Origin of the sequence: Pseudomonas sp. WS 5503 (genome assembly GCF_012985385.1) — a bacterium.
In the GTDB taxonomy this organism is placed as follows: domain Bacteria; phylum Pseudomonadota; class Gammaproteobacteria; order Pseudomonadales; family Pseudomonadaceae; genus Aquipseudomonas; species Aquipseudomonas paracarnis.
Genome location: NZ_JAAQWI010000001.1, coordinates 569,823 through 588,546 on the forward strand (window position 1 = coordinate 569,823; position 18,724 = coordinate 588,546).

19 protein-coding genes are annotated in these 18,724 nt (G+C 60.2%); 13 read left to right on the top strand and 6 right to left on the bottom strand.

Annotated features, from left to right (window positions below; translation table 11 throughout):
- The first annotated feature begins 154 nt into the window (after nt 1-154).
- The 9 genes from HBO10_RS02820 to HBO10_RS02860 all read left to right on the top strand — a co-directional run bounded on the left by HBO10_RS02820 (nt 155) and on the right by HBO10_RS02860 (nt 7,860).
- Nucleotides 155-1,282, top strand: coding sequence for a branched-chain amino acid ABC transporter substrate-binding protein (locus tag HBO10_RS02820; RefSeq protein WP_003193533.1), 1,128 nt, complete (start codon nt 155-157; stop codon nt 1,280-1,282).
- Between the two features lie 227 nt (nt 1,283-1,509).
- On the top strand, nt 1,510-2,433 hold the full coding sequence (livH, locus tag HBO10_RS02825; protein ID WP_003193535.1) for a high-affinity branched-chain amino acid ABC transporter permease LivH: 924 nt from the start codon (nt 1,510-1,512) through the stop codon (nt 2,431-2,433).
- Nucleotides 2,430-3,683 carry a high-affinity branched-chain amino acid ABC transporter permease LivM gene (locus tag HBO10_RS02830; protein WP_034125955.1) on the top strand — a complete coding sequence of 418 codons (1,254 nt, stop codon included), beginning with the start codon at nt 2,430-2,432 and terminating at the stop codon, nt 3,681-3,683. Before livH ends, HBO10_RS02830 begins: the two co-directional genes overlap by 4 nt.
- Nucleotides 3,680-4,447: a high-affinity branched-chain amino acid ABC transporter ATP-binding protein LivG gene (gene livG / locus HBO10_RS02835; RefSeq protein ID WP_034125954.1), complete on the top strand. Its 768-nt coding sequence runs from the start codon at nt 3,680-3,682 to the stop codon at nt 4,445-4,447. Before HBO10_RS02830 ends, livG begins: the two co-directional genes overlap by 4 nt.
- 1 nt (nt 4,448) lies before the next feature.
- The gene (locus tag HBO10_RS02840; RefSeq protein ID WP_003193540.1) at nt 4,449-5,150 is read left to right on the top strand and encodes an ABC transporter ATP-binding protein; all 702 of its coding nucleotides are present in this window, start codon (nt 4,449-4,451) and stop codon (nt 5,148-5,150) included.
- A 257-nt stretch (nt 5,151-5,407) separates the two neighbouring features.
- Nucleotides 5,408-5,704 carry a DUF2282 domain-containing protein gene (locus HBO10_RS02845; RefSeq protein ID WP_034125953.1) on the top strand — a complete coding sequence of 99 codons (297 nt, stop codon included), beginning with the start codon at nt 5,408-5,410 and terminating at the stop codon, nt 5,702-5,704.
- Nucleotides 5,705-5,726: 22 nt separating this feature from the next.
- Nucleotides 5,727-6,605, top strand: coding sequence for a DUF692 domain-containing protein (locus HBO10_RS02850; RefSeq protein ID WP_034125952.1), 879 nt, complete (start codon nt 5,727-5,729; stop codon nt 6,603-6,605).
- A complete protein-coding gene (locus tag HBO10_RS02855; RefSeq protein ID WP_034125951.1) occupies nt 6,602-7,378 on the top strand; it encodes a DNA-binding domain-containing protein in 777 nt (258 codons plus the stop codon). Before HBO10_RS02850 ends, HBO10_RS02855 begins: the two co-directional genes overlap by 4 nt.
- A complete protein-coding gene (locus tag HBO10_RS02860) occupies nt 7,375-7,860 on the top strand; it encodes a DoxX family protein (protein WP_034125950.1) in 486 nt (161 codons plus the stop codon). Before HBO10_RS02855 ends, HBO10_RS02860 begins: the two co-directional genes overlap by 4 nt.
- Here the strand turns inward: HBO10_RS02860 and HBO10_RS02865 are convergent.
- Nucleotides 7,851-8,765 (bottom strand): LysR family transcriptional regulator, encoded by a 915-nt coding sequence (locus HBO10_RS02865; RefSeq protein ID WP_034125949.1) that lies wholly within the window; start codon nt 8,763-8,765, stop codon nt 7,851-7,853. The genes HBO10_RS02860 and HBO10_RS02865 overlap by 10 nt on opposite strands.
- A 217-nt stretch (nt 8,766-8,982) precedes the next feature.
- Between HBO10_RS02865 and HBO10_RS02870 the strand changes: the two genes are divergently transcribed.
- The 3 genes from HBO10_RS02870 to HBO10_RS02880 all read left to right on the top strand — a co-directional run bounded on the left by HBO10_RS02870 (nt 8,983) and on the right by HBO10_RS02880 (nt 12,070).
- Nucleotides 8,983-9,582, top strand: a complete 600-nt coding sequence (locus HBO10_RS02870) for a short chain dehydrogenase (protein ID WP_034125948.1) — start codon at nt 8,983-8,985, stop codon at nt 9,580-9,582.
- 96 nt (nt 9,583-9,678) lie between these two features.
- Nucleotides 9,679-10,350, top strand: coding sequence for a membrane protein (locus HBO10_RS02875; RefSeq protein WP_034125947.1), 672 nt, complete (start codon nt 9,679-9,681; stop codon nt 10,348-10,350).
- Nucleotides 10,351-10,456: 106 nt separating this feature from the next.
- Nucleotides 10,457-12,070: an NAD(P)/FAD-dependent oxidoreductase gene (locus HBO10_RS02880; RefSeq protein WP_034125946.1), complete on the top strand. Its 1,614-nt coding sequence runs from the start codon at nt 10,457-10,459 to the stop codon at nt 12,068-12,070.
- 92 nt (nt 12,071-12,162) lie between these two features.
- Here HBO10_RS02880 and HBO10_RS02885 read toward each other — a convergent pair whose 3' ends face one another.
- Nucleotides 12,163-13,257: a PLP-dependent cysteine synthase family protein gene (locus HBO10_RS02885; RefSeq protein ID WP_034125945.1), complete on the bottom strand. Its 1,095-nt coding sequence runs from the start codon at nt 13,255-13,257 to the stop codon at nt 12,163-12,165.
- Between the two features lie 216 nt (nt 13,258-13,473).
- Here HBO10_RS02885 and nhaA point away from each other — a divergent pair, with 216 nt between their 5' ends.
- On the top strand, nt 13,474-14,658 hold the full coding sequence (gene nhaA, locus HBO10_RS02890) for a Na+/H+ antiporter NhaA (RefSeq protein ID WP_034125944.1): 1,185 nt from the start codon (nt 13,474-13,476) through the stop codon (nt 14,656-14,658).
- Between the two features lie 172 nt (nt 14,659-14,830).
- Here the strand turns inward: nhaA and HBO10_RS02895 are convergent, their stop codons facing one another.
- From HBO10_RS02895 to HBO10_RS02910, 4 genes are all read right to left on the bottom strand, one after another.
- Nucleotides 14,831-15,295 (bottom strand): glycine zipper 2TM domain-containing protein, encoded by a 465-nt coding sequence (locus tag HBO10_RS02895; RefSeq protein WP_003189251.1) that lies wholly within the window; start codon nt 15,293-15,295, stop codon nt 14,831-14,833.
- Between the two features lie 265 nt (nt 15,296-15,560).
- Nucleotides 15,561-16,208 carry a pyridoxamine 5'-phosphate oxidase gene (pdxH, locus tag HBO10_RS02900; RefSeq protein ID WP_034125943.1) on the bottom strand — a complete coding sequence of 216 codons (648 nt, stop codon included), beginning with the start codon at nt 16,206-16,208 and terminating at the stop codon, nt 15,561-15,563.
- A 27-nt stretch (nt 16,209-16,235) separates the two neighbouring features.
- Nucleotides 16,236-17,387 (bottom strand): OmpA family protein, encoded by a 1,152-nt coding sequence (locus HBO10_RS02905; protein ID WP_080757662.1) that lies wholly within the window; start codon nt 17,385-17,387, stop codon nt 16,236-16,238.
- 143 nt (nt 17,388-17,530) lie between these two features.
- A complete protein-coding gene (locus HBO10_RS02910; protein WP_034125941.1) occupies nt 17,531-18,676 on the bottom strand; it encodes an EstA family serine hydrolase in 1,146 nt (381 codons plus the stop codon).
- Between the last annotated feature and the right edge of the window lie 48 nt (nt 18,677-18,724).

The window sequence follows — 18,724 nt, forward strand, 5'->3', positions numbered from 1 at the left end:
GCTGCCAGCTTTTCAAGCGATCAGCCGGCGCTCTACACTGTACCGGTACAGTTGCCAGGGCAATGCCGGGGGGATATCCGCGATATCTGATCCGGTTCTGCAGCTCACAAGGCCGCTAGAACTATAAAAAATACAACAGTAAGAGTGGAGCACTATGAATAAGGCTACTAAGCAGATTTCCAAACTGTTTGCCGCTATGGTCCTGGCTGGGGTTGCCGGCCATTCGTTCGCAGCCGACACCATCAAGATCGGCATCGCCGGTCCCAAGACCGGTCCGGTGACGCAATACGGCGACATGCAATTCATGGGTGCCAAGCAAGCCATCAAAGACATCAACGCCAAGGGCGGCGTAGACGGCAAGATGCTTGAGGCCAAGGAATACGACGACGCTTGCGATCCAAAACAAGCCGTGGCCGTTGCCAACAAAGTGGTCAATGATGGCGTCAAGTTCGTCGTCGGCCACCTCTGCTCCAGCTCCACTCAGCCAGCATCGGATATCTATGAAGACGAAGGCGTCATCATGATCACCCCCGCTGCCACCAGCCCTGAAATCACTTCCCGTGGCTACAAGCTGATTTTCCGCACCATCGGCCTGGACAGCGCGCAAGGCCCAGCGGCCGGCAACTACATCGCCGACCACGTGAAACCGAAAATCGTTGCCGTGCTGCACGACAAGCAGCAATACGGTGAAGGTATCGCCAGCGCCGTGAAGAAGACCCTTGAAGAAAAAGGCACCAAGGTTGCCGTCTTCGAAGGCCTGAACGCCGGTGACAAAGACTTCTCCTCGATCATCCAGAAGCTCAAGCAAGCCAACGTCGACTTCGTCTACTACGGCGGCTACCACCCTGAGCTGGGCCTGATCCTGCGCCAAGCCAAGGAAAAAGGCCTGAACGCCAAGTTCATGGGCCCAGAGGGCGTGGGTAACGACTCCATCTCGCAAATCGCCCAGGGCGCTTCCGAAGGCCTGCTGGTGACCCTGCCGAAATCCTTCGACACCGACCCTGCCAACAAAGCCATCGTTGAAGAGTTCGCGAAGAACAAACAGGACCCAACCGGTCCGTTCGTATTCCCGGCGTACTCGGCAGTTGAAGTCATCGCCGGCGGTATCGCTGCCGCGAAGAGCGAAGACACCGCCAAAGTGGCCGAGGCCATCCACGCGGGTACCTTCAAGACCCCTACCGGCGATCTGAGCTTCGACGCCAAGGGCGACCTGAAGGACTTCAAGTTCGTGGTCTACGAATGGCACTTCGGTAAACCAAAAACCGAAGTCTCCCCTCAGTAAGCCAGGCGTTACTGGTCAACAAGCCCACTGTGCAAGCAGTGGGCTTTGTTTTACGAGGTTTATGGGCCATGTCACCCGCGATCCGGGCGCTGGCTCACCTGAAAATCTTAAAACCGTCACCAGCGGTTCGCTGGCAAACGCTTCGTGCAACCTGGTCACAGAACAGGGCACCGAGCCGGAAATGACTCCACCAGTGAAATGCGTATCGGGTTTTTAGGAGCGCTGTAATGCCTGAGATCTATCATTTTTTCCAACAGCTGGTTAATGGCCTGACCATTGGCAGCACCTATGCCTTGATAGCCATTGGCTACACAATGGTTTACGGCATCATTGGAATGATCAACTTCGCCCATGGCGAGGTGTACATGATTGGTTCCTACGTGGCCTTTATCGCCCTTGCCGGGCTGGCCATGATGGGGATCCACTCCCTGCCGCTATTGATGACCGCTGCGTTCCTGGCGTCGATCATCGTAACCAGTGCCTATGGCTACAGCATCGAGCGGGTTGCCTACCGTCCCCTGCGGGGCAGCAACCGTTTGATCCCGCTGATTTCCGCGATCGGCATGTCGATTTTCCTGCAGAACACCGTATTGCTGTCCCAGGACTCCAAGGACAAGTCCATTCCCAACCTGATTCCGGGGAGCATCTCCTTCGGCCCGGGTGGCGCACAAGAAGTGCTGATTTCGTACATGCAGATTCTGGTTTTCGTGGTCACCCTGGTGGCCATGCTGGGCCTGACGCTGTTCATCTCCCGCTCCCGTCTGGGGCGCGCCTGCCGGGCCTGCGCCGAAGACATCAAGATGGCCAACCTGCTGGGCATCAACACCAACAACATCATCGCCCTGACCTTCGTCATTGGTGCTGCGCTGGCGGCCGTGGCGGCCGTGTTGCTGAGCATGCAATACGGCGTGATCAACCCCAACGCCGGTTTCCTAGTGGGCCTCAAGGCCTTTACCGCAGCGGTATTGGGCGGCATCGGCAGCATTCCGGGCGCCATGCTCGGCGGGCTGGTGCTGGGTGTGGCCGAAGCCTTTGGCGCCGATATCTTCGGTGACCAGTACAAGGACGTCGTCGCGTTCGGCCTGTTGGTTCTGGTGTTGTTGTTCCGTCCGACCGGCATCCTGGGCCGTCCGGAGGTTGAGAAAGTATGAGCAGATATCTTAAATCGGCGTTTTTCAGCGCCTTGCTGGTGTGGGCCGTGGCCTTCCCGGTACTCGGCCTCAAGCTGAGCATTGTCGGCATCAACCTGGAAGTGCACGGCACCGGGCCTGTGACCCTGACCGTCATCGCCCTGTGTTCGGTGCTGATGTTCCTGCGCGTACTGTTCACCCAGCAGGTCGGTGCCTTGTTCAAGGGCAACCGTGGCCCGTTGGTGTCGCCCAAGGTCAGCCAATTTCTGACCCTGCCGCGCACCCAGCGCTACATCATCATCGGGTTGATCATCGCGGCGCTGATCTGGCCGTTCTTCGGCTCGCGCGGCGCGGTCGACATTGCCACGCTGATCCTGATCTACGTGTTGCTGGGCCTGGGCCTGAACATCGTGGTGGGCCTGGCAGGCTTGCTCGACCTGGGTTATGTGGGCTTCTACGCCGTGGGTGCCTATACCTACGCGCTGCTCTCGCATTACCTGGGCTGGAGCTTCTGGATCTGCCTGCCATTGGCGGGTATGGCGGCGGCCACGTTCGGCTTCCTGCTGGGCTTCCCGGTGCTGCGCCTGCGCGGTGACTACCTGGCCATCGTGACCCTGGGCTTCGGCGAAATCATTCGCCTGTTCCTGCGTAACCTCACCGATATCACCGGTGGCCCCAACGGTATCAGCAGCATTCCCAAGCCGACGTTCTTCGGGCTGTCGTTCGACCGCACCGCCGCCGAAGGCATGCAGACCTTCCACGAGTACTTCGGGATTGCCTACAACCCGGTGAGCAAAGTGGTGTTCCTGTACCTGGTGGCGCTGCTTTTGGCGTTGGCGGCACTGTTCGTGATCAACCGCCTGCTGCGCATGCCCATCGGCCGTGCGTGGGAAGCGCTGCGCGAAGATGAAATCGCCTGCCGTGCCCTGGGCCTGAACCCGACCATCATCAAGCTTTCCGCATTCACCCTGGGCGCTGCATTCGCCGGTTTTGCCGGCAGCTTCTTCGCCGCTCGCCAAGGCCTGGTGACGCCGGAATCGTTCACCTTTATCGAGTCGGCGATCATTCTCGCCATCGTGGTACTGGGTGGCATGGGCTCGCAACTGGGCGTGATCCTGGCGGCCATCGTGATGATCCTGCTGCCGGAAATGATGCGTGAGTTCAGCGAATACCGCATGTTGATGTTCGGCGCCATGATGGTGCTGATGATGATCTGGCGCCCTCAAGGCCTGCTGCCCATGCAACGTCCACACATGGAGCTGCGCAAATGAGCCGCGAGATCCTGAAAGTCGAAAACCTGAGCATGCGCTTCGGTGGTTTGCTGGCGGTCAATGGCGTGGCCCTGTCCGTCAAAGAGAAACAAGTGGTAGCGCTGATCGGCCCCAACGGCGCCGGCAAGACCACGGTGTTCAACTGCCTCACCGGCTTCTACAAGCCGAGCGGCGGCAGCATCCTGCTGGACGGCCAACCCATACAGGGCCTGGCCGGCCACGAAATCGCCCGCAAAGGCGTGGTGCGTACCTTCCAGAACGTGCGGTTGTTCAAGGACATGACGGCGGTCGAGAACCTGCTGATCGCCCAGCACCGTCATTTGAACACCAACTTCTTTGCGGGCCTGTTCAAGACCCCGGCGTTCCGCAAGAGCGAGCGCGAGGCCATGGAGTACGCGGCGTACTGGCTGGACAAGGTCAACCTGACCGAGTTTGCCAACCGCCCGGCAGGCACCCTCGCCTACGGCCAGCAGCGTCGCCTGGAAATCGCCCGTTGCATGATGACCCGCCCGCGGATTCTGATGCTCGACGAACCCGCCGCCGGCCTGAACCCCAAGGAAACCGAAGACCTCAAGGCGCTGATCAGCGTGCTGCGCGAGGAAAACAACGCCACGGTGCTGTTGATCGAACACGACATGAAACTGGTCATGAGCATCTCCGACCATATCGTGGTGATCAACCAGGGCACGCCGCTGGCCAACGGGACGCCGGAGCAGATCCGCGACAATCCTGAAGTGATCAAAGCCTACTTGGGGGAAGCGTAAAATGCTGCAATTCGAAAACGTTTCCACTTTCTACGGCAAGATCCAGGCCCTGCACAGCGTCAATGTGGAAGTGCGCCAGGGTGAGATTGTCACCCTGATCGGCGCCAACGGTGCCGGCAAATCGACCTTGCTGATGACCTTGTGCGGTTCGCCGCAAGCCTACAGTGGCAGCATCCGCTACATGGGTGAAGAACTGGTGGGCAAGCACTCCGCCGAGATCATGCGCAAGAGCATTGCGGTGGTACCGGAAGGCCGTCGAGTGTTTTCGCGCCTGACCGTGGAAGAGAACCTGGCCATGGGTGGGTTCTTTACCGACAAGGGCGATTACCAGGAACAAATGGACAAGGTGCTGCACCTGTTCCCCCGCCTCAAGGAACGCTTCAGCCAGCGCGGCGGCACCATGTCCGGCGGCGAGCAGCAAATGCTCGCCATCGGCCGGGCGCTGATGAGCAAGCCCAAGCTGTTGTTGCTGGACGAGCCTTCCCTGGGCCTGGCACCGATCATCATCCAGCAGATCTTCGACATCATCGAACAGCTGCGCAAGGACGGTGTGACGGTGTTTTTGGTGGAGCAGAACGCCAACCAGGCGCTGAAAATCGCTGACCGTGCCTATGTGCTGGAGAATGGCCGGGTGGTGATGCAGGGTACGGGTGAGCAATTGCTGACCGATCCGAAGGTGCGGGAGGCGTACCTCGGCGGCTAAGAAAGAGTGAGTTCAGAGTGGGAGCTGGCTTGTGTGGGAGCTGGCTTGCCTGCGATAGCATCACCCCGGTGTATCTGAAAAACCGAGGCGTTTGCATCGCGGGCAAGCCCGACTCCCACATTTGCGTTGTATAAGTCATTAAACAGGTGTTGTTTGCAGTTTTTTTCGATGGCTTTGTAACGAATTCCCTCCCCCTTTCTCTAGTGGTGCATGCAGGCAATCAAGCCTGCGCATTCAACCACTGCTGGAGACACACCATGACCACCAAACTGTCCGCCGCCACCCTCGTCCTGGCCCTTGGTTCTGCCCTGAGCCTGTCCGCCCTGACCACCACCGCCCACGCGGCCGACGACATGCAGAAATGCTTCGGCGTGGCTGAAGCCGGCAAGAATGACTGCGCCGCGGGCGCCGGTACGTCCTGCGCTGGCACCTCCAAAACCAAAGACCAGGCCAATGCCTGGAAGCTGGTCCCCGCCGGCACTTGCACCAAGACCCCAAGCACCACCTCGCCGACCGGTTTTGGCCAGGAAGCGGCCTTCACCGCCAAATCCTGAACCCCGCGCAGCCTGAGTACTGATGATGACGCCTACAGCCCAACACGCGGTCTCACCGGCTCAGGTGCCCGGCCTCCCCTATCGGGCCGGGCTGGGGCTCAAGACCGAGCACTTCACCGAGGTGCTCGAGACCCGCCCCGACATTGGTTTTTTCGAAGTACACGCCGAAAACTACATGGTGGCCGGCGGCCCGTTTCATCACTACTTGGGGTTGATTCGTGCGCAGTACCCCCTGTCTCTGCACGGCGTCGGCCTGTCCATCGGCGGCGAAGCCCCCTTGGATCGCGAGCACCTGGCACGCCTGGCCACGCTGATCGAACGCTATCAACCCCAGTCTTTTTCCGAACACCTGGCCTGGTCCAGCCACGGCCCGGTGTTTCTCAACGACTTGCTGCCCCTGGCCTACGACGCCTGCACCCTGGAGCGGGTATGCGAACACGTGGATCAGGTACAGAGCGCGCTCAAGCGGCCGATGCTGTTGGAAAACCCCTCCACTTACCTGCAGTTCCAGCGCTCTACCCTGGACGAAACCGACTTCATCAGCCAGATAGTCCGCCGTACCGGTTGCGGCCTGCTGCTCGACGTCAACAACGTCTACGTGTCCTGCATCAATCATCAGCGCGACCCGCTGACCTACATCGATGCCTTGCCATTGCACGCAGTGGGTGAGATTCATCTGGCCGGTTTTGCCGAAGACACCGACAGCCTGGGCGACCGCCTGCTGATTGATGACCACGGCGCGCCGATCGATAACGCCGTGTGGCAGCTTTACGCACAGGTACTGGCGCGGACCGGAGCGGTGGCGACGCTGATCGAGCGGGATAACCAGGTGCCCGCGTTCAGCGTGTTGCAAAAAGAGGCCCGGCAGGCCGAATGGTATTTGTCGCAGGTGGCCCGATGAGCATTCAGCAAACATTCGCCGAGGCTTTACTGGCCCCGCAAGCAACCTGCCCCGAGGGCGTGTTCAGCAGCAACGGTGCTGAACCGGCGAGCCGCTTTGCGGTGTATCGAAACAATGTCCATAGCGCTTTGATCAATGCTTTGGCAGCCGCCTACCCGGTGGCGCGGCAACTGGTCGGCGATGAGTTTTTCCGCGCCATGGCCGGCCTGTATGCCCAGGCCCACCCGCCCACCAGCCCCTTGATCAATGAGTACGGCGGCACGTTCGCTGACTTTATCCAGGGTTTCGAACCAGCCTGGAGCGTGCCCTACCTGGCCGATGTCGCCCGGCTGGAACGCTTGAGGGTCCGCGCTTATCACGCGGCGGATTGCCAGGTTTTGGATCAGCACAGCGTACTTCGGCAACTGCAAGGTTGCGCGCAACTGGGGCAACTGCGTGTACGACTGCATCCATCACTTGCCACGCTGGAATCGTCCTACGCGGTGGTATCGGTTTGGGCGGCGCACCAGGCCGACGGGGCCATCGCCAGCTTGAACCCATGGCATGCCCAAGGCGGGCTGGTCTTGCGCCAAGGGTTGGTGGTCAAGGTATTCGCCATCGACCGCGGGTCTGTGACCTTTATCAACCGACTCAACCAAGGCGCAGGGCTGGAAATGGCCATAGCTGATGCCCTGAAAGCCTCTGACGAATTCGACTTGCACCTATGTCTCACGCTGTTGATCAGCCACGACGCCATCACCCATTTGCATCTGCAACCAGAGGTATCGCCATGAACTTTCCCGCTCCCTGCCTGGTAAAACGAACCGTCGCACTGTTTGAAAAAATCCCCTACAGCCTGATCGCCTTTATCGCGCGCTTCTCCATTGCTGCGGTGTTCTGGAAGTCTGGCCAGACCAAGGTCGAAGGCTTTGCCATTGACCTGATCAGCGGCACCTTCCAATGGGGTGAGCCCAAACTCGCCGCCTCGACGCTCTTTTTGTTTCGCAGCGAATACCAATTACCTCTGCTGTCGCCAGAGGTGGCCGCGCACCTGGCAACCTTTGCCGAGCACTTTTTTCCGGTATTGATTCTGCTGGGGTTCGCCACGCGCTTCTCGGCCCTGGCCTTGATAGGCATGACCTTGACCATCCAGCTGTTCGTCTACCCTGACGCCTACCCCACTCACGGCACCTGGCTTGCGCTGTTATTGTTGTTGCTTGCCAAAGGCCCCGGGTGCCTGTCCATCGACCACCTGATTGCCCGTCGTTATCGCTGAAGCCGATCCAGCGCTTCGCCGCTGCGCTTGAACCAGTCCACCAGGTAGTCGGCCAACACCTGGGTACGCCGAGGCAAACCGCCCTGGTAGGGATGCACCAAGTACATCGGCATGCTGCGTGTCTGATAATCGCGCAGCAGCCAGCGCAATCGGCCGTCAGCCAGCTCCGTGGGTAGAACGTAGGACGGCAGGCGGGCAATACCGGCGCCGACCAACGCTGCTTTTTTCAACAGGTTGTAGTGGTTGGAGGCGAAGGTGCCGCTCACCTTTACCCGCAGCAATTCGTGTTGCTGGTGGTACAACCATTCCTCGCGGCCACTGTAATGACTGTTGAGCAAACAGCTGTGCGCCGCCAGGTCCGCTGGGGTCTGCGGCTCGCCATGCTGTTCCAGATAAGCCGGGCTGGCGCAGGTCATCTCATGCCAGGCCAGCAAAGGTTTAGCCACCAAGCGTTCATGTTCGATGGCGCCCGACCGTACCCCCAAGTCAAAACCATCCCGTGCCAAGTCTCGGTAGTTGTTATTGAGCTCCAGCTCGATCTGCACCTGCGGGTATTGCTTGGAGAACTCCAGCAGCAAGCCATCGAAGAAGGTTTCACCCAACGACACTGGAACGGTCATACGCACAGGGCCAGCCAAATCATCTTTGAGCCGCGCCAATGCCTGGCGGGCGCGTTCCACCTGCACCACCAATGCTTGTGCCTGGGGCAGCAACGCCGCGCCGGCAGCAGTCAGGCTCAGCTTGCGCGTGGTGCGGTGCAGCAAAACCACGGCAAACTGCGCTTCCAACTGGCTGATGCGCTTGGACAACTGCCCTTTGCTGCAGCCCAATTGTGCGGCCGCCACGGTGAAACTGCCGGCTTCGATCAGCACGGCGAACGCCGCCAAGTCATCCATTTCGCTCATGGACTGTTTCCATTTGAAAACCAAAGGTTGCCTATTAGCACGTTTATCCAATTAAAAAGCCACACTAGACTGAACGCAAATCCCAACCCCTGTAGGAGCGAGCTTGCTCGCGAAAAACTCAAGATCGCCGCCGTGTAGTCAGTTTTACCGCGTGATCGTTGACGTTCTTCGCGAGCAAGCTCACTCCTACAGGGCATCAGCCCAGAGGAACAGTACGATGAAAATCCTATTGATCGGTGCCAGCGGCACCATCGGTTCAGCGGTCAAGGCGGAACTGGCCCAGCGCCACGAAGTGATCAGCATCGGCCGCACCAGCGGTGACTTCCAGGTGGATATCAGCGATAGCGCCTCGATCCGTAAGCTGTTCGAACAGACCGGCAAGTTCGACGCCCTGATCTGCGCGGCAGGCAGCGTCAACTTCGTGCCCCTGGCAGACATGAACGACAGCGATTTCGAACTGGGCCTGCGTGACAAGCTGATGGGCCAGGTCAACCTGCTGTTGATCGGCCGTGAGTACGCCAACGACGGTGCTTCGTTCACGTTCACCAGCGGCATCCTGAACCGTGATCCGATCCGTACCGGCGCTTCGGCGGCCTTGGTCAACGGTGCGCTGGACGCCTTCGTCAAAGCGGCGGCCATTGAATTGCCTCGCGGCCTGCGTATCAACTCGGTCAGCCCGACTGTGCTACTGGAAGCCATGGGCAGCTATGCCCCTTATTTCCGTGGCTACAAACCTGCCCCCGCCGCCGATGTGGCGCTGGCTTACGCAAAAAGCGTCGAGGGCCTACAAACTGGTCAGACCTTTATCGTGGGATGAGGGTGAGTACTGTAAGAAACGCCTGAAGCTGGCAAGCGGGCTTGTGATGCACGGCCAGCCTGCGTAACGTGGCGGCACTTGCCTGGAGACCCGATAATGCGCGCCGCCCGTACCCTCGTCCTGTTTGCCTTGCTTCCTGTATTCGCCGCCTGCCAATTGTTCGAAAGCGAGCCGGCCAAGCCATCGACTGTCGGGCTGACCCGTATGCAGGGTGAGTTGACCGCGGTGGACGGCAAACTGCTGTTCCAGCCGTGCGGCGACCAGCGTAGCTACGTGGTCAACGACACCGGCGGCACCAGCGTCCTGCAGGAAGCCGCCTCGCTGGCCGGCCAGCAGGGCAAGCTGTTTGCCGACCTGCGCGGCAAGTTTTCCGGGGTCGCCAGCGGCACCCAGGGTTCAGTGGACCTGCAACAGCTGTATCGCGTCGAACGCTCGACTTCAGCGTGCTCCGACCCGGACTTCAAGCGCATGATCCTGCGGGCCAACGGCCATAAACCCGCCTGGGCAATGAATGTCACGGCCAAGGGCATGGTGCTGGAACGCGAAGGCCATCCACCTTTGGCAGTACCCTACGTCGAGGAACAACTGGGCGACGGCCGCTTCAATCTGATGACCGAAGCCAACAACCAGCACATCGAACTGTGGGTGGCGCCCCAGCGCTGCGTCGACAGTGTGAGCGGCAGCCTGCAACACATGAGCGCCGAGTTGCGCGTGAACGGCCAGGTGCAGCGTGGTTGCGCAGCATTCGGCGGCTCGCGGGACGACTGATTAGGCCCTGTGCTGTTTTAACCTGACGGAAACTTGCCATTGGGGCTTATAATCGCCGGTTTGCAAAACAGCCGGCCTCCTTGCCCGCCGCCTACCGGATCCTGTCATGTTACGAATCACCGAACTCAAGCTGCCCATCGACCATCCCGAAGAAGACCTGCGCACTGCCATCGTGCAGCGCCTGGGCATCGCCAGTGATGACCTGCTCGATTTCACCCTGTTCAAGCGCAGCTACGATGCGCGTAAAAAGACCTCCGAGCTGTGCTTCATCTACACCGTCGACCTGAACGTGAAGGGTGAAGCCGCCCTGCTGCTCAAGTTTGCCGACGACCGCAATGTCAATCCGGCACCGGATGTCAGCTACAAGGTGGTGGGCCAGGCGCCGGAAGGCCTGGCTGAGCGGCCAATCGTGGTGGGCTTCGGTCCCTGCGGGATTTTCGCCGGGCTGCTGCTGGCACAGATGGGCTTCAAGCCGATCATCCTCGAGCGCGGCAAGGAAGTGCGCCAACGCACCAAGGACACCTGGGGCCTGTGGCGCAAAAGCGTGCTCAACCCCGAGTCCAACGTGCAATTCGGTGAAGGCGGCGCAGGCACCTTCTCCGACGGCAAGCTGTACAGCCAGATCAAGGACCCGAAATTCCACGGTCGCAAAGTGCTGCACGAGTTCGTCAAGGCCGGCGCGCCGGAAGAAATTCTCTACGTCAGCAAGCCCCACATCGGCACCTTCCGCCTGACCGGCGTGGTGGAAAACATGCGCGAGCAGATCATCGCCCTGGGCGGTGAAGTGCGCTTCGAGCAGCGGGTCACCGACGTGTTGATCGAAGACGGCCAGTTGAACGGCGTGGTCATCGACGGCGGCGAGCAGATCCTCTCCAAGCACGTGATTCTTGCCCTGGGCCACAGCGCCCGTGACACCTTCCGCATGCTCCACGACCGTGGCGTGTACATGGAAGCCAAGCCGTTCTCGGTGGGTTTCCGTATCGAACACCCACAGTCGCTGATCGACGCCGCACGCCTGGGTAAATACGCCGGCCACCCGAAGCTGGGTGCTGCGGACTACAAGCTGGTGCACCACGCCAAGAACGGCCGTTCGGTCTACAGCTTCTGCATGTGCCCCGGCGGCACCGTCGTGGCTGCGACCTCGGAGCCCCATCGCGTCGTGACCAACGGCATGAGCCAATACTCGCGTAACGAGCGCAATGCCAACTCTGGCATCGTGGTAGGCATTACCCCCGAGGTGGATTACCCGGGTGGCCCGCTGGCCGGTATCGAGTTGCAGGAGCGCCTGGAGTCCCACGCCTACATCCTCGGCGGCAGCAACTACGAGGCCCCGGCGCAACTGGTGGGCGACTTCATCGCCGGCAAACCCTCCACCGCGCTGGGCAGTGTGGAGCCGTCCTACAAACCCGGCGTGTCGCTGGGTGACCTGGCCCTGGCCCTGCCGGACTTCGCCATCGAAGCCATCCGCGAAGCCTTGCCGGCGTTTGAGAAACAGATCAAAGGTTACTCGCTGCACGATGCGGTGCTGACCGGCATCGAGACCCGCACCTCATCGCCCTTGCGCATTACCCGCAACGAGTCAATGCAGAGCCTGAACGTCAAAGGCTTGTTCCCGGCCGGAGAAGGCGCGGGGTATGCCGGTGGGATTCTGTCGGCGGGTGTCGACGGGATTCGGATCGCCGAGGCGTTGGCGCGGGATATGCTCGGCATCCACGGTTGAAGCTTCGAGTTGTAAGCTTCAAGCCACAAGCTAAAAACAGGTATGCATCCTGCTTTTCTTGTAGCTTGGAGCTTACAACTTGGCGCTGCTTGTCAGATATTAGCGCGCAGGATGTTAGCGGGTAGCGCCTCACCGCGCTCGACACTCGCCGCAACCGCCGCGATCAACCCTTCCAGCTCATAGCCCTGCCCCGCCAGCCAAGCTTGATCGTAATAGGTCGTGGCATAGCGCTCACCACCATCGCACAAGATCGCAACGATCGACCCCGACTCCCCCGCCGCTTTCATCTGTTGCGCCGCCATCAGCGCACCGATCAGGTTGGTCCCGCTGGACCCGCCAACCCGTCGTCCCAAATGCTCAGCCAGGTAATGCATGGCCGCCAGGGACAATGCATCCGGTACCTTGACCATGGCGTCAATCACCGCCGGCAGAAACGAGGCCTCCACACGTGGGCGACCAATCCCTTCAATCCGTGAGCCACAGTCCAGGCGCAGGCTGGCGTCACCACTCTGGTAGAAGTCGAAGAACACCGAGCGTTCGGCGTCGGCACATAGGACACGCGTGCAATGTTGACGATAACGCACATAGCGGCCCAGGGTCGCGGTGGTGCCGCCGGTGCCAGGGCTGGAAATCAACCAACTCGGCTCCGGGTGCTGTTCAAAGCGCATCTGCTGGAAGATCGATTCGGCGATGTTGTTGTTCGCCCGCCAGTCGGTGGCACGTTCGGCGTAAGTGAACTGGTCCATGAAGTGACCACCGCTTTCCTGGGCCAGGCGTTCGGATTCGGCGTAGATCTGCGTCGGGTCCTGGACCAGATGGCTCTTCCCACCATAGAAGGCAATCTGGGCGATCTTCTCTTGGGACGTGGTAGCGGGCATGACGGCAATGAACGGCAAGCCGAGCAAGCGCGCGAAGTAGGCTTCCGAGATCGCGGTGGAGCCGCTGGACGCTTCAATAACGGGGGCGCCAGGCTTGAGCCAACCATTGCACAGCGCATACAGGAACAACGAGCGCGCCAGCCGGTGTTTCAGGCTGCCGGTGGGGTGGCTGGACTCATCCTTGAAGTACAACTCGATGCCTGGCAAACCCGGTAATGGCAGCGGGATCAGGTGGGTGTCGGCGCTCCGCTGGAAGTCCGCTTCAATGATACGAATGGCTTCGCGGGCCCAGGTACGGTGGTCGCTCATGGTGGCTTCTCTAAAGGTTTTCAGCGGTGATCTTAGGATGTTTCCCACGCTTCACACAGATACAGTGACGACGCAATTGGACACACAATTGCTAGTCTTTAACCCACCGATGTTCCGGCCAACCACTTATAACAAATAAGAATATAACTTTTGTTTTAACAACTAACGGTACGGGTTAGGGTACCCACCTATTGAACCTGGATTGGAGAGCATCCCTTGCCTCTGCGTAGCACTTTCACCCGTTTCTTCCAGCTGGAAGCCGCCAGTGGTCTGTTGTTGATCGCCGCTGCCGCTTTGGCGCTGATTATCAACAACTCACCGTTGTCGCACCTGTACAACGCCTTTCTCGACACGCCGGTGGTGGCTCAGGTTGGCGCGTTGAAAATCGCCAAGCCGGCGCTGCTTTGGATCAACGATGGCCTGATGGCCCTGTTTTTCCTGCTGATCGGCCTGGAGGTCAAGCGTGAGCTGCTGGATGGTCACCTGTCCAAGCCTTCGCAAGTGGTGCTGCCTGGCGCAGCGGCCATCGGCGGCATGGTGGTGCCGGCGCTGATCTACTGGGCGCTTAACAAGGACAACCCGGCCGCCCTGGCCGGCTGGGCGATCCCCATGGCCACCGACATCGCCTTTGCGCTGGGCGTTCTGGCCCTGCTGGGCAAGCGCGTACCAGTGTCGCTGAAGCTGTTCCTGATGACCCTGGCGATCATTGATGACCTTGGCGCCATCATCGTCATTGCCTTGTTCTATTCCGCTGACTTGTCCACGGCATCCCTGGCGGGCGCGGGGGCGTGCTTGATTGCGCTGATTGCGATGAACCGCCTGGGCGTGATCAAGCTGGGGCCGTATATGATCATCGGCCTGATCCTGTGGGTGTGCGTGCTCAAGAGCGGTGTGCATGCGACCTTGGCGGGTGTAACCCTGGCGTTCTGCATTCCACTGCGCACCAAGAATGCCGAAACCTCACCGCTGCTGAGCCTGGAACACGCCCTGCACCCCTGGGTGGCCTACGCCATCCTGCCGCTGTTCGCGTTCGCCAATGCCGGTGTGTCACTCACCGGTGTCAGCCTGGAGAGCTTCACCCACTCCGTGCCCATGGGCATCGCCGCGGGCCTGTTGATCGGCAAGACAGTCGGTGTGTTCGGCCTCACCTGGCTGGCGATCAAGACCGGCATCGCCTCACTGCCCAGCGGCGCCAATTGGGGCCAGGTACTGGGCGTGGCGATCCTGTGCGGGATCGGCTTCACCATGAGCCTGTTTGTCGGCTCCCTGGCGTTTGTGCCGGGCGCCAGTGAGTTTGCCGGTGAAGATCGCATGGGGATTCTGACCGGGTCGATCCTGGCGGCCTTTATCGGGTATGCCGTGACGGCGATGGCAAGTCGCAAGAAAGTCGTCGTTGCATGATTGAAGTCAGTCAGTTGTAGGAGCGAGCTTGCTTGCGAAAAACTTAGAGGCGCCGCGTTCATTCATTGAGCACGCGTTATCGTTAACGTTTTTCGCGAGCAAGCTCGCTCCTACAAAAAAACCCCCAACCGGTCACCCGGTTGGGGGTTTTTCTTCGCCTGTAGCTCAAGGCTTAGCGAGTAACGCGGCTGGTACCGTCGACGGTCATGATGCGTACGCGGTCACCAATGCGGAAGATTTCATTTTCCTGCACGGCTTGTACGTAGGCACGCATGCTGCCGTCGTCTTCGCGCACGGTGATTTCCACACCTTGGGTACGGGTCAGGCCTTCTTCGGTGGCCGAGCCCAGCAGGCCGCCCGCAACTGCGCCGATCACAGCAGTCACGATGCTGCCACGGCCGCCACCGATGGCGCTGCCGCCAACGCCGCCGATGACTGCGCCCGCGGCGCCGCCGATTGGGGTCTTGGTCCCTTCGATTTTCACCGGACGCAGGGATTCGATGGTGCCCATGCGAACGGTCTGTACACGACGCGCCTCATCACGAGAGTACGAGTCGCCGGTCAGACTCGAGGCGCAGCCACCCAACAGCAACGACAGGGTGGTAAAGCAGGCAACTAGTAAAACGGACTTACGCATAGCATCAACTCCAAAGGACAGGTATTCATTAAACGCTGTGGCTTGGCGCGTGTCACGGCGCACCAGGCAGAAACTTGCTTTCATTCAGCCTGAGTACAGACTGCCAGCACCAGAGAACTCGACGAACGGTAACCAAGCCAGGGTACGGAACCATGCCATAACCGGCTCGATCAGTGTAGCCGCACAGCCGAAAGCGTCCGAAGTCTCTTGAACAGAGACTTCGACGCAACGGTGTTGATTCAGGTGGAATGACGAAAGGTGACGCTCAGGGCGCCAGGCGCTCGCGGCACCATTGGCCGTCTTGCAAGCGGTAGTTGAGGCGATCATGCAGGCGGCTGGCGCGGCCTTGCCAGAACTCGATGCGCTCAGGCAGTAAACGGTACCCACCCCAATGCTCGGGGCAATCGGGCTGGGTATCGCTGAAACGCTCTTCAGTGGCCTTGAGCAGCGCCTGCAGCTCTTCGCGATCACGAATGACTTTGCTCTGCGGAGAGGCCCAGGCGCCCAGGCGGCTGCCCAACGGGCGCACCTGATAATAAGCATCCGACTCTGCAGGCGTGACCTTGGCCACGCGCCCTTCAATGCGTACCTGGCGCTCCAGGGTTGGCCAGAAGAAGGTCATGGCCGCAAACGGCCGCGCCGCGAGTTGTTCACCCTTGGCGCTCTGATAGTTGGTGAAGAAGGTAAAGCCCTGTGCATCCAGGCCCTTGAGCAGCAGGATGCGGCAGTGCGGGCGGCCGTCCTGATCCACCGTCGCCAGCGTCATGGCATTGGCCTCCACTGGCGGCTGTTCGGTTTTCACCGCATCAGCAAACCAATGGTGGAACAACGCAAACGGCTCGTCCGGGGCCTGGGCCTCGCTCAAACCGTCCCGTGTGTAGTCACGGCGCATATCGGCCAGTGCCTGGGTCATGCGGCTTTATCCTTGTGGTTCAACAGCTCAGTTCTTCGCCTGGTCGTTCGAAGCGGGCGCCGCCTTGGCTTTTGCCGTGGCAGGTTTCTTCGCAGCCGGCTTGGCCGCAGCCTTTTTAGCCGCTGGCTTGGCCGCCGCTTTCTTGGCCGTGGCCTTTTTGGCAGGCGCTTTGGCCGCCGGTGCTGGCGCAGGCACATTCTGCACCGCGACCATTTCGGCTACGGGCGGGGTCTTGCCGGAGTTGTACTTGCTCAGCAGTGCCAACATCGTTGTACGCTGAGTGAACATGATTTCCATGCGACGGTTCAGCGCACGCCCCTGATTGCTGTCGTTGGCGGCACGCGGCATAAGGTCGCCCATGCCACGCAGCATCAAGCGATCCTGTTTCAGACCACTCAGGCTGAAAATCGAGGCAATGGACTGCGCACGTTCCTTGCTCAACGCCTGGCTGGCCGGGGCGCTGCCCGTGGCATCAACGTGGCCCAGCACCAGTACGGCGGTCTTCGGGTCAGCTTCGACGGCCTTGGCCACCCGCGTGAACGGGCCCAGGGTCACCGGCAGCAACATGGCCGGACGCTTCGGGTTGTAGGAGCCGTCTACCGGGGCAATCACCACCAGGGTGTTGTCACGGCGCTCCAGTTGCAGGTTGCTGTCCTTGATGGCGGCACGCAGGCGTGGTTCGTATTCGTCCAGCCAGGCTTGGGTGATCTTCGGGTCAGGCATTTGTACATTGGTCACATCGACCTTGGCCAATGGCTTTGGCTTGCTTTCGAACGGCCACCACCAGCGCGGCTCGCTGTCGGTCTTGGCGACGACAGGTGCGGCGTCCGAGGCCGGGGTTGCCGCCTTGAGGTCGGCTTTCAGGTCGGCCTTGGCGTCGGCGGCTTTGTCTTCGGCACTCTTGGTGGAAAACGGCCACCAGCTGTAACCGGTGTCGGCTTTGGCAGCCGGGGCAGCGGCAGCAGCGGTGACAGGCTCAACAGGCTTGGCACCGGCGGCCGGCTTGGCGTCGGGTTTGGCATCCGACTTGGCGTCGGTCTGGGCCACTGGATCCTTGGTCGCCGTTTTGTCAGATCCAAATGACCACCAATGCCCACCTTCGGCATCATTTTGTGGAGTTTGTGCACAACCCGTAATAGTGAGGCACAGCGCCAGTGCCAAAGACTTGTTCGATAACATGAGATATCCACAAAATGAGAAAAAACCAGAGGGTCGCAGGACCCGTTAAACAGACGCTAAAAGAACATTCAAGTTACAACATGTCGTTCAGCATCTTTTTTATACTTGCCTTTGTAACAAAAAATTGTGAAACAGCAAGGGGTTTATAGACAACCGGCCAATATTCCGACCAACTTCTGGGCCCGCGGGTCCATAAGTACGTAGGGACCCAGGGTATTAGTCACAAAACCGAAGGCTACATCATGTTCAGGGTCGGCAAACCCGACTGAGCCCCCTGCCCCGGGATGCCCGAATGCACGTGGCCCAAGGCCGAACGTGGCATTGGGCAACTGCGGTTGATCCAACATGCAGCCCAGGCCGAAGCGGGTTTGGGTCAATAAGGTTTTATCCAGCCCGATACTGTGCTCGCGGGTCAATTGTTCGAGCATGTCGCTTTCCAGCAAACTACCGTCCAACAAACCACTATAAAACCCGGCCAGGCTGCGTGCATTACCGTGGCCATTCGCCGCAGGCTGCTGCATGCGTCGCCATTCAGGCTTATTAGTGCTGGTCAGAATAGACGGTGGATTGGCAAATGCACGGGTAGTCATCGCCGCCGGCTCGCGCATCATTACTTGAAGTAACCGTTGCGCGGCTTCATCCCCCACAGTGCCTTTGCTGCGCGCTATATGAGCGACGCGATAAAACTCTTCATCCGCCAGGCCTACATGGAAGTCCAGCCCCAATGGGCGTGCCACCCGCGCCACAATCGACTCCCCCGGCCCGCGCCCGTCGGCGCGGCGCAACAGTTCGCCAACCAGCCAGCCGTAGGTGATCGCCTCATAGCCGTGGCCCTGGCCCGGTGTCCACCACGGGGATTCTGCCGCCAGGGTATCGACCATCAATTGCCAGTCGTACAACGCTTCGGTAGGCAGCATTTCGCGGATGGCGGGCAGCCCGGCCTGGTGGCAGAGCAACTGGCGCAGCGTGATCGCGTCCTTGCCAGCAGCGGCAAACTCCGGCCAGTACTCGGCTACCGGCGCATCGAGCTTGAGCTTGCCTTCGGCCACCAGTTGCAGGGCAGTCACTGCCGTGAAGGTCTTGGTGCAGGAGAACAGGTTGACGATGGTATCGCTGTGCCAGGCCTCGGCACCGTCCTTGTCGGCAGTACCGGCCCACAGGTCGACGACGGTTTGCCCGCCGATCTGGATGCACAGCCCGGCACCACGCTCCTGAGGATCATCGAACAGGGCGGCGAAGGCTTCGCGCACCGCTTCGAACTGCAGCTCGTAATGACCCTGAATCTGCACCTAAGTCCCCTCGGAAAACACCATGAAAAGTGGTCGCCATTCTTTCAG

Excerpts from the sequence above, each read along its gene's own strand:
- HBO10_RS02820 (WP_003193533.1), top strand. The coding sequence starts at position 155 with ATGAATAAGGCTACTAAGCAGATTTCCAAACTGTTTGCCGCTATGGTC.
- livH (WP_003193535.1), top strand. The coding sequence starts at position 1,510 with ATGCCTGAGATCTATCATTTTTTCCAACAGCTGGTTAATGGCCTGACC.
- HBO10_RS02830 (WP_034125955.1), top strand. The coding sequence starts at position 2,430 with ATGAGCAGATATCTTAAATCGGCGTTTTTCAGCGCCTTGCTGGTGTGG.
- livG (WP_034125954.1), top strand. The coding sequence starts at position 3,680 with ATGAGCCGCGAGATCCTGAAAGTCGAAAACCTGAGCATGCGCTTCGGT.
- HBO10_RS02840 (WP_003193540.1), top strand. The coding sequence starts at position 4,449 with ATGCTGCAATTCGAAAACGTTTCCACTTTCTACGGCAAGATCCAGGCC.
- HBO10_RS02845 (WP_034125953.1), top strand. The coding sequence starts at position 5,408 with ATGACCACCAAACTGTCCGCCGCCACCCTCGTCCTGGCCCTTGGTTCT.
- HBO10_RS02850 (WP_034125952.1), top strand. The coding sequence starts at position 5,727 with ATGATGACGCCTACAGCCCAACACGCGGTCTCACCGGCTCAGGTGCCC.
- HBO10_RS02855 (WP_034125951.1), top strand. The coding sequence starts at position 6,602 with ATGAGCATTCAGCAAACATTCGCCGAGGCTTTACTGGCCCCGCAAGCA.
- HBO10_RS02860 (WP_034125950.1), top strand. The coding sequence starts at position 7,375 with ATGAACTTTCCCGCTCCCTGCCTGGTAAAACGAACCGTCGCACTGTTT.
- HBO10_RS02865 (WP_034125949.1), bottom strand. The coding sequence starts at position 8,765 with ATGAGCGAAATGGATGACTTGGCGGCGTTCGCCGTGCTGATCGAAGCC.
- HBO10_RS02870 (WP_034125948.1), top strand. The coding sequence starts at position 8,983 with ATGAAAATCCTATTGATCGGTGCCAGCGGCACCATCGGTTCAGCGGTC.
- HBO10_RS02875 (WP_034125947.1), top strand. The coding sequence starts at position 9,679 with ATGCGCGCCGCCCGTACCCTCGTCCTGTTTGCCTTGCTTCCTGTATTC.
- HBO10_RS02880 (WP_034125946.1), top strand. The coding sequence starts at position 10,457 with ATGTTACGAATCACCGAACTCAAGCTGCCCATCGACCATCCCGAAGAA.
- HBO10_RS02885 (WP_034125945.1), bottom strand. The coding sequence starts at position 13,257 with ATGAGCGACCACCGTACCTGGGCCCGCGAAGCCATTCGTATCATTGAA.
- HBO10_RS02895 (WP_003189251.1), bottom strand. The coding sequence starts at position 15,295 with ATGCGTAAGTCCGTTTTACTAGTTGCCTGCTTTACCACCCTGTCGTTG.
- pdxH (WP_034125943.1), bottom strand. The coding sequence starts at position 16,208 with ATGACCCAGGCACTGGCCGATATGCGCCGTGACTACACACGGGACGGT.
- HBO10_RS02905 (WP_080757662.1), bottom strand. The coding sequence starts at position 17,387 with ATGTTATCGAACAAGTCTTTGGCACTGGCGCTGTGCCTCACTATTACG.